Source organism: Nonomuraea salmonea, from assembly GCF_042428605.1.
In the GTDB taxonomy this organism is placed as follows: Bacteria; Actinomycetota; Actinomycetes; order Streptosporangiales; family Streptosporangiaceae; genus Nonomuraea; species Nonomuraea salmonea.
In genome coordinates, this window is record NZ_JBHMCF010000011.1 from 1,251,564 (window position 1) to 1,265,081 (window position 13,518).

The window sequence follows — 13,518 nt, forward strand, 5'->3', positions numbered from 1 at the left end:
TGCCGCCGCCCGGCACATGAGAGGCGCTGCCATCGCCCGGCACCAACCCGCCTTGGACCAGGGCGCGGCCACCGCTTGGAGCCCGCCGCTGCCGTCTGGGGCATCCAGCCGAGCTCCGTCCCCGTCAGTACTCGACCTCGAACGTGTGCGGCCCCAGCCCGTACTCGTCGCCGAGCGGCACCACGTACCCATGCTCGATCAACGTCGAGAGGCTCTTCCGCACCTCCTCCTCGCCCAGCCCGCACGCGCGCGTCAGCCCGTCGAGCCGGGCGGCGCCGGACGTGACGGCCTGGGCGGCGACGGCCTCGTAGACGTGGAAGTCCACGTCCGACAGGGCCTGCACATCGTGTCCTTCGGTCATGACCGCTGCCTCGCTCCCTCCCTCAGCCTGGCGGGGTCGACCTCGCGGTCGGGGAAGCGACGCAGGTACTCGGCCTCCAGCTCGCTGGTGCGGGAGGTGTGGTGGGCGAGGGCGTCGTCCGATCCGTGGAAGAACGTGTCGCTTCTGGTGGCGTGCAGCTGGCGCAGCTCGCGTACGACGTCTTCGTCGCTGAGCTGGGCGGGGTCTATTCCCATGGTCGTCATGCGCTCCCCCTACCCCAGGAACCCTCGACCAATATCTGTCACAATTCCTGACATAGAGGCATTGTCTGTAAGAGACCGCCGCTTTACCTTCCCGTTATGGACCTCGAGCTACGGCACCTCAGGATCGTCCGCGCGGTCGCGGACGCGGGAAGTGTGAGCAAAGCCGCGTCCCTGCTCGGGCTGGCACAACCGGCCCTGACCGCGCAGCTCAAGCGCATCGAGAGGGTGCTCGGCGGCGCCCTCTTCGAGCGCGACCGCCACGGCGCCAGGCCCACCCGCCTCGGCGAACTCGTGCTCGCCCGCGCGCGTGTGCTTCTCCCCGCAGCCAAAGAACTGCAGGACGAAGCCGTACGTTTCGCCCAGGCCCCCTCCCCCGGTTTCCGCATCGGCGCCACCAACGGGCCGATACTGGGCGGGCTGGTCGACCGGCTCGCCGCCGAGCGGAAGGTCAGCACGTACACGTCGTGGTCGACGTACGAGCTGAACAGCATGGTCGAGCTCGGCCGCCTCGACTACGTGCTCACCGGCGCCTGCGGCGACTCCGGCACCCCCACCGGCACGCTCGTCTGGGAGACCATCAGCCTCGACCCGGTCTTCTGCCTGGTCTCCGTCGATCACCCGGTCGCGCGGGAGAAGGAGGTGCAGCTGGCCGACCTCGCCGACGAACAGTGGGCGGTCACGCCGGGCGACGGCTGCTTCGCCGACTGCTTCGCGATGGCGTGCGCACGGGCCGGGTTCACGCCGGGAACGATCTACGAGACCGACGTACCGACCTGCACCCACCTCGCCCAGGTCGGCCGGGCCGTCGTCCTGTGCCAGGCCACCCACCAGCCCGCCCAGGGGCTGATCATGGTGCCGCTGGCGGGCGCGCCGCTGCGCTGGCGGCAACTCCTCGGCCGCCACCCCACCGCCCCCGAAGCCGCCTGGGTGATCTCGCAGGCCAAACAGGCCCATCTGGACGCCGTACGCCGCAGCCCGGTCTACTCGGACTGGCTGGTCCGCAACCCCGGCTACGGCACCGCCCCCTAACCCCGCCCACGTCAGGGAGCCGCGCCCCCTGACCACGCGAAGCACCCCAACCCTCCCCACCCGCCCCCTCCCGACCGGCCCCCGCCCGGCAGTACGCCCACGGAGAATATGATCGTTCCGCACTCCACCAACCCCAGCAGACATGGAATGATGTCGGGGGAACCGTTCTCCCCGCCTGGCCCGGCACCACGACCGGATCCGATGCTCTAGCCTTGGTTAGCGCCTAGGCCACGGCAAGATCCTTCCGGTCGCCGCGCCAGACACGACACAACTTCATCCAGGGGCGGTAGCTCAGCCGGTCAGAGCATCGGACTCATAATCCGTGGGTCGTGGGTTCAAGTCCCACCCGCCCTACTCACCAACACTGCGTCCGACCTGGGGTTTCTCGGTTCTGGCCGACCTCGGAGCTCGTCATTGGTTATGGCTGGTTGCTCGCTGATCGCTCGGCGGCGCGGGTTGTGTAAGTGGTAGATCATTTAGGCTGGCCATCGTCACGACAGACCTCAGCGACCATCAAGAGAAGACAAGCCGGAACACCTGCACCGGCCCACTCCCCCAACTCACAGCACCGGGGCGGTCACCTTCTGGTTCCCGAGCATGTTCACCCCACCCCCGCCCAGTGATCGAGCGGACTTTTCGTCCGCTGGTCTCTCGCCTCAGAAAGGCGAGGCCCGCAGCTCGCGCTGCGGGCCCCCATTTGGACTACGGATGCTCAGACGCGAGCAGGCAAAGTGATCAAGCGCGTGTGACCGGCGTCCGGCGCGGCGCTGATGAGAGCGGCGGTGGACTCGGCGGCCGCGCGGGCCACCTCCGGGTAGACGCTGGTGAGGGTGTCGCGGGTGAAGGTGGAGGAGACAAGCCCGAGCGTCTCTTGCACGATCTTCACGTCGACCCCGGCGGCCAACATCAGGGACGCAGCCCCATGCCGGAGGCCATGCAGCCGCACCGGTGGTAGACCCGCCTCATAAGACAGCAGGTAGGACTGGTCGCTGACGTGCTGCGGATGCAGCGGGCGGCCGATCTCGTCGGTGAGGGCGAATCCGCAGTCTTGCCAGGTCTCCCTCGCGGCCAGCCGTTCGGCGGTCTGCGCCTTACGGTGGCTGCGCAGTGCGGTGACGGAGTCGGCGTCCAGGGCGATAGTGCGGTCGCCGGCCTCGGTATCCAGCGCCAGCAGCGCACTGGGGTCCTCCAGTTCCTGCTTCCGCCCACCGCAGAGGATGCGCCCTCGCTCACGAAACAGCGATCAGGCAACCCGCGTCTCCACGCTCGGAATTCCTGACCAACCCTCAGCTATTCGGCGTTGCTAGGTACTGGTAGTCAGTGTTACTTTATACCAGTAGTCAGCGTCACCGAGTAGCTGAAAGGGAGGTGCTCCATGGGCAAGCTCGTGACGGAGATGCTCAAGGGCACGCTGGAGGGCATCGTCCTGGCGATCCTGTCCGCCCGTCCCGCCTACGGCTACGAGATCACGGCAAGGCTGCGCGACCAGGGCTTCATCGACATCGCCGAAGGCACCATCTACGCCCTGCTGGTCCGGGTCGAGCAGCGCGACCTCGTCGACGTGGAGAAGGTCCCGTCGGAAAAAGGGCCGCCGCGCAAGGTGTACTCCCTCAACGACCAGGGGCGGGAGTACCTCGAAGAGTTCTACAGGACCTGGAGCTTTCTGGCCGAGAGGCTCGAACAGCTCCGCGAAGGGAGCAAGTAGACGTGGCCGACGAATCGAAAAATCGCTACCTGCAGTACCTGCAGCTCGTCACCGGGCCGCTGGAGGAGAAGAAGCGCTGGTGGCAGTACAAGGCGCGCATCAAGCATCTCCCCGACAACTACCGCACGGCCGTCGAGGCGCTGGAGCGATACCTGATGCACTTCGGGCCGGCCGACGGTGCCGGCGCGATGGCGATGTACGAGGACCTCGCCGACCTGTTCGAGCAGAGCGCCGCCGACCGCACCCCCATCCGCGACATCTTCGGCGACGACCCCGTGGAGTTCGTCGAGGCATTCATGGCCAACTACCCCCTCGGCCAATACCGCACCCGCGAGCGCAACCGCTTCACCAGCGCCATCGACCGCGCCGCAGAACAAGACAGGACACAGTGATGACGACCCAGCAACCCCCCGCCATCCAGGTGCACGGCCTGGAGAAGTCCTACAAGGACCTGCAGGTGCTGCGCGGCGTGAACTTCGAGGTGGCGCGCGGCAGCATCTTCGCCCTGCTCGGCTCCAACGGAGCCGGCAAGACCACCGCCGTGAAGATCCTGTCCACGCTGCTCAAGCTCGACGCCGGTACCGCCCGCATCAACGGCTTCGACGTCGCCACCCAGGCCGCCGACGTGCGCGAGTCGATCAGCCTCACCGGCCAGTTCGCCGCCGTGGACGAGATCCTCAGCGGGCGCGAGAACCTCGTCCTGGTCGCCCGCCTGCGCCACCTCAGGAACCCCGGCAAGATCGCCGACGACCTGCTCGCCCGCTTCTCCCTCACCGACGCAGGCGGCCGGAAGGTCGCCACCTACTCCGGAGGCATGCGCCGCCGTCTGGACATCGCGATGAGCCTGATCGGCAACCCGCCGGTCGTCTTCCTCGACGAGCCCACCACCGGCCTCGACCCTCAGGCCCGCATCGAGGTCTGGCAGGCCGTTCGCAAGCTCGCCCAGGGCGGCACCACGGTGCTGCTCACCACCCAGTACCTGGACGAGGCCGAGCAGCTCGCCGACCGGATCGCGATCCTGCACGAGGGCCGCATCCTCGTCAACGGCACCCTGGACGAGCTCAAGCGGCTGCTGCCGCCCGCCGAGGTCGAGTACGTCGAGAAGCAGCCCACCCTCGAGGACGTCTTCCTCTCCCTCGTCGGCACGAAAGCCTAAGGAACCCCCACCATGAGCAAGCATTTCTTCGGCGACACCACCGTCCTGCTGGGGCGGTCACTGCGCCACATCACCCGCAGCCCCGACACGATCATCACCACCGCGATCATGCCGATCGCCATGATGCTCATGTTCGTCTACGTCTTCGGCGGCGCGATCAGGACCGGGTCGGACTCCTCCTACGTGAACTACATGTTGCCCGGCATCTTGCTCATCACCGTCGCCTCGGGCATCGCCTACACCGCCTACCGCCTGTTCATGGACATGCAGGGCGGCATCTTCGAGCGTTTCCAGTCCATGCCGACCGCCCGCTCGTCGGTGCTCTGGGCGCACGTGCTGACCTCGCTGGTCGCCAACCTGGTCTCGCTCGTGGTCGTCATGCTCGTGGCGCTGCTGATGGGCTTCCGCTCCAGCGCCGGCGTGCTGGCCTGGCTGTCGGTGGCGGGCATCCTCGTCCTGTTCACCCTGGCGCTGACCTGGATCGCCATCATCCCCGGTCTGACGGCCAAGACCATGGAGGGCGCCAGCGCGTTCTCCTACCCCCTCATCTTCCTGCCCTTCCTCAGCTCCGCCTTCGTGCCCACCGACAGCATGCCCACTCCGCTGCGCGTCTTCGCCGACAACCAGCCGGTCACCTCCATCGTCAACGCCATCCGCGCCCTGTTCGCCGGCCAGCCGGTCGGCAACGACATCTGGGTCGCCCTGGGCTGGTGCGTCGGCATCCTCGTCGTCGCCTACGCCTTCGCCATGAACACCTACCGCCGCAAGATCTCTTGAGGAGCCCCCATGACCCACACCCTCCCCTCCATGCCCACCAGCCGTCAGCCCGGCTGCCCCTTCGACCCGCCCAAGGAGCTGATCGACGCCCGCGAGCAGAGCCCGATCAGCCACTTCACCTTCCCCGACGGCCACCAGGGCTGGGTCGTCACCGGCTACGAGCTGACCCGGCAGATCCTCGCCGACCCGCGCTTCAGTTCTCGCCGGGAGCTGATGAAGCACCACCCGACCGTCGACTACGGCGACATCGAGGTGCCCCCGGCGCCGCCCGGCGAGTTCCTGCTGATGGACGAGCCGCAGCACGGCCGCTATCGCAAGCCGCTGGTCGGCAAGTTCACCGTCCGCCGGATGCGGCTGCTCACCGAGCGCGTCGAGCAGGTCACCGCCGAGCACCTGGACGCCATGGAGAAGGCCGGGCCGACCGTGGACCTGGTGACCGCATTCGCCAAGCCGATCCCGGCCATCGTGATCTGCGAGCTGCTCGGGGTGCCGTACGAGGATCGCGGCTTCTTCCAGGAGAACATCGACAAGTTCCTCGGCGGCGAGGTGGGCGACGAGGAACTGTTCGCCGCCTACCTCGCCACGCAGCAGTACCTCGCCGAGCTGATCACGGCCAAGCGGGCCGACCCCACCGACGACGTGCTCAGCGACCTGCTCAACAGCGACCTGACCGACGAGGAGCTGAAGGGCATGGCCCTGATCCTGCTGTCGGCCGGCTTCGACACCACCGCCAACATGATCGCCCTGGGCACCTTCGCCCTGCTGCAGAACCCCGACCAGCTCGCCGCGCTGCGCGCCGACCCCTCCCTCGCCGACCAGGCCGTGGAGGAGCTACTGCGCTACCTGACGGTCGCCAAGCAGTTCTTCCGGGTCGCCCTGGAGGACGTCGAGCTGGGCGGCCACACCATCAAGGCCGGCAGCACGGTCGTCCTGTCCCTGTCCACCGCCAACCGCGACCCCGACCGCTTCACCGACCCGCACCGGCTTGACGTGCACCGGCAGGAGGGCGGCCACCTGGCCTTCAGCCACGGCGTCCACCAGTGCCTGGGCCAGCAGCTCGCCCGCGTCGAGCTGCGGGTGGCGCTGCCCGCGCTGCTCGGCCGCTTCCCCACGCTCCGTCTGGCCGTGCCCGCCGACGAGGTCGCCCTGCGCCCCGAGGCCGCCGACATCTACGGCGTCAAGAGCCTCCCGGTCACCTGGGACGCCTGACCACGAACCGACGTCGGGGCGAGGGCTCGTACGAGCCAGACGCTTTACCGACTCCTCATCACTCGCACGACGCTGACCAGCACCTGCCCTGTCCCATCCCGCACCCCTGATATGCGGATCCACGGCAACTCACGCCGCCGCTCCAGTGACGCGGGCCCGGTCGATTCGACCACTCCAGACGGGGTACGGCTGCTCGACCCCCCGGCCGTCGAGCGGCTGGGTGCGACGCTGTCCGCCCGCACCATCGCGGCGCTGTCCGCCCGCACCATCGCCGCGCTGGCCCGCTCGTCACCGATCTGGCCCCGGTGCCGGGCAGCCCCGGCGGGCTCGTGCTGCCGTCAGAGCCCGTCGCCGGGCATGGTGGTGGACGCCAACGAGCTGTCGGTGCGGCACCACACGCCGGCGATCAGCAGACACGCCGGAAGCAAGACGTCGGAGACGTTGCGCATCCGTTCGACAGGCAGGATGCGGCACGGCCGGTCGACGTCCGCCGGCAGACGCCACCGCCCTTACGTGGCATGGCGCCAGGCGACGTGCCTGTCTGCCGGCTCGTCCTGGGCGTGTCCGCCCCTCGTGCCTCGCTGACGGCTGCCCATGAGCGCCGAAACGGGGCTCGCAAGATCGAACACTGCAGATAAGGACATTCATGATGAGACACGACAACCACCGCTTTTCCACAGCAGGGCTGCGCAGACTGCGCGACGTGCTGGCGCGACATGTCGAAACGGTGCCGATTCCTGGGCGGGTTCCCGGGCCCGCCCGCCGGAGCGGTCAGGCGCACGCCGGAGCGATCGGGACGATGCGCCGTGACGGTGCCGGGCCGAGACGCCGGCACACCGTCTTCCGGCCGGTGGCGGTCACGGCGCTGGCGGCCGGGCTGTTGGCCGGGACGATCGCACCCGCGGTGGCCTCCGCGGACAGCAACACGGCCGTGCCGAAGGCCGCCGCGGGACAGGATCGCCCGGAGCTGCAGCAGGCCATCCAGGCGTTCGTCGATGCCGGTTTCCTCGGGGTACAGCTGCGAGTGCACGATGAGCGGGGCGAGTGGGTCGGCGGCGCCGGGGCGCGCAAGCTGGGCGCAGGCGCGAAGCCGCCGAGCAACGGGCATTTCTGGGTGGGCAGCGTGACCAAGACCTTCGTCGCGACCGTGGTGTTGCAGCTGGTGGCCGAGGGCAAGATCGGGCTGGACGCCCCAGTAGCCCGCTACCTGCCCAAGCTCGGGCTGGACCGGCGGATCACGGTGCGGATGCTGCTGCAGCACACCAGCGGCCTGTTCAACTACACCGGCGACCTCGACCCCGACGGGAAGTGGGTGCCCGGTCTCCCCGCGACCGGCAAGGAGTGGCTGGACAACCGGTTCCACTCCTACCGGCCGCAGGAGCTGGTGCGGTTCGCGTTGTCCAAGCCGAGGAAGTTCGCGCCGGGGACGGACTGGAGCTACTCCAACACCAACTACACGCTGGCCAGGCTATTGATCGAGAAGGTCGCCGGCCGTTCGTTCGACGCGGAGCTGAAGCGGCGGATCGTGCGGCCGCTCGAGTTGAAGGGCACTGTGGTGCCGGGCAACCGGACACAGCTGCCCGCCCCGTACGCCCACGGCTACTTCCGCTATCAGGACGCCGGCCAGTGGAAGGTGGCCGATGTCTCCCGCCAGAACCCCTCCCTGCTGGCAGGTGCCGGAGACATGATCTCGACCACCCAGGATCTCCAGACGTTCTTCTCCGCGCTGAACGGCGGCAAGCTCCTGCCGGCCAAGCTGCAGGCCGAGATGCGCGAGCCGCACGCGAAGAGCGACCCCCTCTACGGCCGCTACGGGCTGGGCATGTTCGTGCAGGATCTGGGTCCGGCCTGCGGCACCGTTCTCAACCACAACGGCAGCCCTCCGGCGGGCTACGCCGCGCTGATGTACAGCTCGCCCGACGGCAGCAAGACGCTGACCGCCTCAGTGACCACCGGCGACGCCCCATTCGACCTCGCCACTTACCCCAAGTTGCTGAACGGGCTCGTCAAGGCGGCGTTCTGCGATGAGCCGGCCGCAAGCTGACCTGTGAAGGCTCACCGACCACCACTACCCCGTCCGGCACGTCCGACGTGGTCCGTTCCCGCGATTGATGGACACTGAGCGATGAGGGGGCCGCGGATGTCTACCCGCGTGCGCCGGAGGCCCCCGTTTTCTGGATGGACGTTCTGGACGGCGTCGTTGCTGGTCGCTACGGCGACGGCGACCTTGCTGCGCTGCTGCGGACCTGGTTGGCGAGCGCCGCGGCTTGGCGGTGCTCGGCGTGTATCGGCTCGCGACCCTTGCGGAGTCTCGGTGTAGGCCAGGTGTGGCACGCTTGTCGCCTTGAAACTTTCAGTCTGTTTCCGGATGACCGATGTATCACCTGCCAGCAGGAGGGGCATGGGCCGCCACTCATCCGTAACAGAGGAGCGGGGCGCCTTGACGGCACCCGCCCGCCTCGTATTTGCTCCGGTCGCACCACCACCCATCGGCGGAGGGCAGGCGCGAGAGCTGTGTTAGCGGTAACACGATGAACCGTCACGCCTCTCACCTGCCACCAGGTCGGCACGGACGAGAGGACTGATCAACCCCATGTTGACGCTATCCGAGGCCATGGCACCGCCCCTCTCGGCGAAGCCACAGGCAGGTGAGTGATGTTACGCGGTAAATCCATCTTCGCCGCCGTCACGGTCGCCGCGCTTCTCGTGACGGCCACCGGTGGTACGGCGCTGAGCAGCAGCGAAGCCACGTCACGCACGGCGAGCGCCGCCGCGGCGACGGCAGGCTGCGGCAAGACTCCAACGCTCAGAAGCGGCACGCACTCGATCCAGAGCGGCGGCCGGACTCGCTCCTTCATCTTGAGAATCCCCGACAATTACAACAACGCCAATCCCTATCGGTTGATCTTCGGGTTCCACTGGCTGGGCGGCACCGCCAACGACGTCGACTCGGGCGGCTCCAGCGGATTCACCTGGTCCTACTACGGGCTCAGGCAGCTGGCGAACAACACCGCGATCTTCGTCGCCCCCCAGGGTCTGAACAACGGCTGGGCCAATTCCGGCGGCGAAGACCTGACCTTCGTCGACGACATGCTCAGGCTGATCGAAGCGGACCTGTGCGTCGACACCACGCAGCGGTTCGCCGGAGGCTTCAGCTACGGCGGCGGCATGAGCTACGCCCTGGCCTGCGCCCGGGCGACGGTCTTCCGCGCGGTCGCCGTCTACGCCGGCGCCCAGCTCAGCGGGTGCAGCGGCGGCACCCAACCCATCGCCTACATCGGGCTGCACGGCCTCAGGGACAACGTGCTCAACATCTCGCAGGGCCGGTCCCTGCGCGACAGGTTCGTCAGGAACAACGGTTGCACCGCGCAGAACCCTCCTGAGCCGGCGCAGGGCAGCCTGAGTCACGTCGTCACCGCCTACTCGGGATGCCGGTCCGGGTACCCGGTCGTATGGGCGGCGTTCGACGGGGGTCATACCCCCGGTCCAGTGGACGGGTCCACCGCCGACGACGGCGCACGGACCTGGACCAAGGCAGTGGTGTGGAACTTCTTCAACCAGTTCCAGGGGGGCACGGACGACACCACGCCGCCCACCGCCCCCGCCGGGCTGGCGGCCTCCGGCACCACCGCCGGCGGCACCAACCTGTCCTGGACCGCTTCCAGCGACGACGTCGGGGTGGCCGGCTATGACGTCCTGCGCGCGCCCGGGGCGAGCGGCGGCTCCTTCGCCCAGGTCGGCACCTCGGCCACGACCTCGTTCAGCGACACGGGCCTGACCCCGAGCACCACCTACCGTTACCAGGTCCGCGCGCGGGACGCCGCCGGCAACCTCTCGCCGGTGTCCGACACGGTCCAGGTCACCACCACGAGCGGCGGCACCACCGGAGTCTGCACGGCCACGCCGACCGTGCAGACCCAGTGGGGTTCCGGCTATGTGGTCCAGCCGCTGACGATCACCAATACCAGCACCTCGACGATCACCGGTTGGACGGTCACCTTCACGCTCCCGGCCGGGCATACGCTGACCGGCTCGTGGAACGCCACCGTCACCACCAGCGGGCAGACCGTCACGGCGAAGAGCATGAGCTTCAACGGCACGCTGGCCCCCGGAGCCAGCACCACCAGCCTCGGCTTCCAGGCCGGCCGTCCCGACGGCAACACGGCCCTGCCATCCGGATACACCTGTACCAGCCCGTGAACGACCTGCGATCCCGTCCCTACCGGCGCCCGCCGGTAGGGGCGAGCCCGGGGCGGCTGCCATCAAGGCGTAGCCGGGAGGGCGGCGAGCTCGTCGTCACGCGCAAGCCCGTCACTGTCTCTGCTCCGGAGTCAGGACGTGTCGGGTCCGGTCCCCGAGCCAGGCCGCTTCGAGGATGGCGGTCAGGCTGGCGGTGTCGGTCGGGCCTGGATGGTTCTGGATCAACCGGGTGACGCCGCCGGCCATCTCCGCGAAGCGCGGCAGGTCGGCGCGTGCCACGCCGATGTCCGCCAAGGTAGGAGGGATGCCGATGTCGGCAAGGAGCCCGTCGAGCCAGGTGAGGAACGTGTCCGCGGCCTCGGCCTCCGAGGCGTCGGTCACGTCGAGCCCGCACACCCGGGCGAGGATGGCCAGCCGGTCGCCGATGGCGTCCCTGGCCGCGTCCAGCGCGTAGGGCAGCAGCAGCCCGACGCCCAGGCCGTGCGGTGTGTGGGTGGCCGCGCCGATGGGGTACTGGAGTGCGTGCGGAGCCGCGTTGCCCGCGTGGGCGAAGGCGAGCCCGGCCAGCATGGACCCGTAGGACATGTCCGCGCGCGCCCCCTTGTCGCCTCCGTCCCTGACGACATGGGGCAGGCTGCGGGCGATCCGCTCCGCGGCCAGGAGCGCGTAGTGATCGGTGACCGGGTTGCGGCCGAGGAAGACCTGCTCCACCGGGTCGCGCGGGCCGTGGGGCCGGGGCCGCGCGGTGTAGCTCTCCACGGCGTGACAGAACGCGTCGATGCCGGAGTGGGCGGTGACGGTCGCGGGGCAGGTGTAGGTGAGCTCGGGGTCGACGATGGCGAAGTCGGGCACGATGTGGACGCTGGAGACCCCGACTTTCAGCTCGCGGTCCGGGTCGGTCAGCACCGAGACGGGCGTGAGCTCGGAGCCGGTGCCTGACGTCGTCGGGATCGCGACGAGAGGAGTCGTCGGCCCCGGCACCTTCGACTCGCCGTAGAAGTCGCGCGGCGTCCCGCCGTGGCACCGGATGACGCCGACGATCTTGGCGAGGTCGATCACCGTGCCACCGCCGATGGCGAGGATGACGTCGGCGTCCACCTCTGCGGCGGCCGAGACGGCCAGGGCGACATCGGCGAGTGGCACGTCCGGAGTGGCGTCGGCGAACATCCCGACGACCTCGACCTTCTCCCGTACGGCGGCCACGATCCCGGCCACGCCCGGCTGCTCCAGGAGAACCCGGTCGGTCACGATGAGGACGCGCGAGCCGCACTCGGCCACCACTCGTGGAATGTTCTGCGCGACCCCTTCGCCCACTATCAGCTGGCGTGGTCCGCGGACGGTCTCAAGCATGTCAGTGCCTCTCTGGAACGTCGGCGGTACGGATCCGTGCCGGTCACGGTAGGTCGATCGCCGCGTAGGTGACGTCGAGGTACTCGAGGACGCCCTCGTGCGACCCCTCCTTGCCGATCCCGGACTGCTTCACGCCTCCGAACGGAGCCGACGGGTCCGAGATCAGGCCACGGTTGATGCCGAGCATCCCCGTCTCCAGCCCTTCGGCGAACCGGATCGCCCGCTGGAGGTCGCGGGTGAAGACGTATCCGGCCAACCCGTGCTCGGTGTCGTTGGCCTTCGCCAGCACCTCGTCGTCGGACGTGAACGAGATGATCGGCGCCACCGGGCCGAAGATCTCCGTCTCCAGCAGCCGCGCGTCTCCGGGCACGTCGACGAGGACGGTGGGCGGGTAGAAGTAGCCCGGCCCGTCCGGACGCTCGCCGCCCACCAGGACACGGGCGCCGCGATCGACCGCGTCGGCGACGAGCTCGTCGATCTTGGTGACCGACGCCTCGTCGATCAACGCCCCGACGTCCACGCCGTCGTCGAGACCATGGCCCATCGAGAGCGCGCCCATCCGCTCGGCGAAGCGTGCCGTGAACTCCTCGCGCACCGGCTCCTCGACGTAGATGCGGTTGGCCGCGATGCAGGATTCGCCGATGTTGCGCATCTTGGCCACCATGGCGCCGTCGAGCGCGACGTCCAGGTCCGCGTCGGCACAGACGATCAAGGCCGCGTTGCCGCCCAGTTCCATGGAGGTGCGCAGCACGTTGTCGGCCGCCTGCCGGAGCAGCACGCGCCCGACCTCGGTCGACCCGGTGAACGAGAGCTTGCGGGTCCGGCGGTCGGCCAGCAGCGCTGAGACCACCTCGCCGGCGCGCGTGGTGGTCACGACGTTGACGACACCCGGGGGGACGCCGGCCTCCTCCATGATGCGGGCGAGGAGCAGCATGGTGAGTGGTGTCTGGGCGGCCGGCTTGGTGATCGTCGTGCAGCCCGCCGCCAGCGCGGGAGCGATCTTGCGGGCGCCCATGGCCAGCGGAAAGTTCCAGGGCGTCACGAAGACGCACGGCCCGACCGGCTTGGGCACGGTGAGGATGCGGTATCCACCGGCGGGAGCGGTGTTGTAGCGCCCCTCGACACGCACCGCCTCCTCGGCGAACCAGCGGAAGAACTCGGCGCCGTAGGCGACCTCTCCGCGAGCCTCGGCGAGCGGCTTGCCCATCTCGAGCGTGATCAGCCGGGCGACCTCCTCGGATCGCTCGGTCAGCGCCCGGTACGTCGCGGTCAGCAACTCCGACCGTTTTCGCGGCGGGGTCGCCGCCCACTCCGCCATCGCCTTGCTCGCCACGTCCAGAGCGGCGAGCCCGTCAGCGGCGCCGGCGTCCGCCACCTCGGCGATGGTCTTGCCGGTGGCCGGGTCCTCGACGGCGAAGGTGGCTTCGCCGGCGGCGTCGCGCCAGGCGTCGCCGATCCGGAGCCGCCGGTGCTCGGGGGCCAGGACGTTCATCGGGTCACTCATTGC

13 protein-coding genes and 1 tRNA gene are annotated in these 13,518 nt (G+C 69.1%); 9 read left to right on the forward strand and 5 right to left on the reverse strand.

Annotated features, from left to right (window positions below; translation table 11 throughout):
* Positions 1–124: 124 nt before the first annotated feature.
* Both ACFFR3_RS16210 and ACFFR3_RS16215 read right to left on the reverse strand, forming a co-directional pair.
* The gene (locus ACFFR3_RS16210; protein ID WP_345400559.1) at positions 125–361 is read right to left on the reverse strand and encodes a hypothetical protein; all 237 of its coding nucleotides are present in this window, start codon (positions 359–361) and stop codon (positions 125–127) included.
* The gene (locus ACFFR3_RS16215; RefSeq protein WP_345400556.1) at positions 358–585 is read right to left on the reverse strand and encodes a DUF6158 family protein; all 228 of its coding nucleotides are present in this window, start codon (positions 583–585) and stop codon (positions 358–360) included. Before ACFFR3_RS16215 ends, ACFFR3_RS16210 begins: the two co-directional genes overlap by 4 nt.
* A 96-nt stretch (positions 586–681) precedes the next feature.
* Here ACFFR3_RS16215 and ACFFR3_RS16220 point away from each other — a divergent pair, with 96 nt between their 5' ends.
* Positions 682–1,614, forward strand: a complete 933-nt coding sequence (locus tag ACFFR3_RS16220; RefSeq protein WP_364383433.1) for a LysR family transcriptional regulator — start codon at positions 682–684, stop codon at positions 1,612–1,614.
* Between the two features lie 280 nt (positions 1,615–1,894).
* Positions 1,895–1,968 (forward strand) — tRNA-Ile (locus tag ACFFR3_RS16225).
* 358 nt (positions 1,969–2,326) lie between these two features.
* Here the strand turns inward: ACFFR3_RS16225 and ACFFR3_RS16230 are convergent.
* A complete protein-coding gene (locus ACFFR3_RS16230) occupies positions 2,327–2,854 on the reverse strand; it encodes a tyrosine-type recombinase/integrase (protein ID WP_379483389.1) in 528 nt (175 codons plus the stop codon).
* Between the two features lie 135 nt (positions 2,855–2,989).
* Between ACFFR3_RS16230 and ACFFR3_RS16235 the strand changes: the two genes are divergently transcribed.
* From ACFFR3_RS16235 to ACFFR3_RS16265, 7 genes are all read left to right on the forward strand, one after another.
* Positions 2,990–3,319, forward strand: coding sequence for a PadR family transcriptional regulator (locus ACFFR3_RS16235; RefSeq protein WP_364383430.1), 330 nt, complete (start codon positions 2,990–2,992; stop codon positions 3,317–3,319).
* Between the two features lie 2 nt (positions 3,320–3,321).
* Positions 3,322–3,711 carry a DUF1048 domain-containing protein gene (locus ACFFR3_RS16240; RefSeq protein ID WP_364383427.1) on the forward strand — a complete coding sequence of 130 codons (390 nt, stop codon included), beginning with the start codon at positions 3,322–3,324 and terminating at the stop codon, positions 3,709–3,711.
* On the forward strand, positions 3,711–4,475 hold the full coding sequence (locus tag ACFFR3_RS16245; RefSeq protein ID WP_364383424.1) for an ABC transporter ATP-binding protein: 765 nt from the start codon (positions 3,711–3,713) through the stop codon (positions 4,473–4,475). Before ACFFR3_RS16240 ends, ACFFR3_RS16245 begins: the two co-directional genes overlap by 1 nt.
* 12 nt (positions 4,476–4,487) lie before the next feature.
* Positions 4,488–5,252: an ABC transporter permease gene (locus ACFFR3_RS16250; RefSeq protein ID WP_345400550.1), complete on the forward strand. Its 765-nt coding sequence runs from the start codon at positions 4,488–4,490 to the stop codon at positions 5,250–5,252.
* A gap of 9 nt (positions 5,253–5,261) precedes the next feature.
* Positions 5,262–6,461 (forward strand): cytochrome P450, encoded by a 1,200-nt coding sequence (locus ACFFR3_RS16255; protein ID WP_345400547.1) that lies wholly within the window; start codon positions 5,262–5,264, stop codon positions 6,459–6,461.
* Between the two features lie 646 nt (positions 6,462–7,107).
* Positions 7,108–8,505, forward strand: a complete 1,398-nt coding sequence (locus ACFFR3_RS16260; RefSeq protein ID WP_364383415.1) for a serine hydrolase domain-containing protein — start codon at positions 7,108–7,110, stop codon at positions 8,503–8,505.
* 611 nt (positions 8,506–9,116) lie between these two features.
* Complete coding sequence (locus ACFFR3_RS16265) at positions 9,117–10,661, forward strand: cellulose binding domain-containing protein (RefSeq protein WP_379483357.1); 1,545 nt, start codon at positions 9,117–9,119, stop codon at positions 10,659–10,661.
* A 111-nt stretch (positions 10,662–10,772) separates the two neighbouring features.
* Here ACFFR3_RS16265 and ACFFR3_RS16270 read toward each other — a convergent pair whose 3' ends face one another.
* Together ACFFR3_RS16270 and ACFFR3_RS16275 are read right to left on the reverse strand one after the other, a co-directional pair.
* Complete coding sequence (locus ACFFR3_RS16270) at positions 10,773–12,011, reverse strand: iron-containing alcohol dehydrogenase (protein WP_345400540.1); 1,239 nt, start codon at positions 12,009–12,011, stop codon at positions 10,773–10,775.
* Between the two features lie 43 nt (positions 12,012–12,054).
* Entirely contained in the window at positions 12,055–13,515 is a 1,461-nt protein-coding gene (locus ACFFR3_RS16275; protein ID WP_379483358.1) for an NAD-dependent succinate-semialdehyde dehydrogenase, read from the reverse strand.
* Positions 13,516–13,518 lie beyond the last annotated feature (3 nt).

What these genes read in the sequence shown, in the direction of transcription:
- ACFFR3_RS16270 (WP_345400540.1), bottom strand. Translation starts at nt 12,011, where the DNA reads ATGCTTGAGACCGTCCGCGGACCACGCCAGCTGATAGTGGGCGAAGGG.
- ACFFR3_RS16245 (WP_364383424.1), top strand. Translation starts at nt 3,711, where the DNA reads ATGACGACCCAGCAACCCCCCGCCATCCAGGTGCACGGCCTGGAGAAG.
- ACFFR3_RS16215 (WP_345400556.1), bottom strand. Translation starts at nt 585, where the DNA reads ATGACGACCATGGGAATAGACCCCGCCCAGCTCAGCGACGAAGACGTC.
- ACFFR3_RS16250 (WP_345400550.1), top strand. Translation starts at nt 4,488, where the DNA reads ATGAGCAAGCATTTCTTCGGCGACACCACCGTCCTGCTGGGGCGGTCA.
- ACFFR3_RS16260 (WP_364383415.1), top strand. Translation starts at nt 7,108, where the DNA reads ATGATGAGACACGACAACCACCGCTTTTCCACAGCAGGGCTGCGCAGA.
- ACFFR3_RS16235 (WP_364383430.1), top strand. Translation starts at nt 2,990, where the DNA reads ATGGGCAAGCTCGTGACGGAGATGCTCAAGGGCACGCTGGAGGGCATC.
- ACFFR3_RS16265 (WP_379483357.1), top strand. Translation starts at nt 9,117, where the DNA reads ATGTTACGCGGTAAATCCATCTTCGCCGCCGTCACGGTCGCCGCGCTT.
- ACFFR3_RS16275 (WP_379483358.1), bottom strand. Translation starts at nt 13,515, where the DNA reads ATGAGTGACCCGATGAACGTCCTGGCCCCCGAGCACCGGCGGCTCCGG.
- ACFFR3_RS16210 (WP_345400559.1), bottom strand. Translation starts at nt 361, where the DNA reads ATGACCGAAGGACACGATGTGCAGGCCCTGTCGGACGTGGACTTCCAC.
- ACFFR3_RS16220 (WP_364383433.1), top strand. Translation starts at nt 682, where the DNA reads ATGGACCTCGAGCTACGGCACCTCAGGATCGTCCGCGCGGTCGCGGAC.
- ACFFR3_RS16255 (WP_345400547.1), top strand. Translation starts at nt 5,262, where the DNA reads ATGACCCACACCCTCCCCTCCATGCCCACCAGCCGTCAGCCCGGCTGC.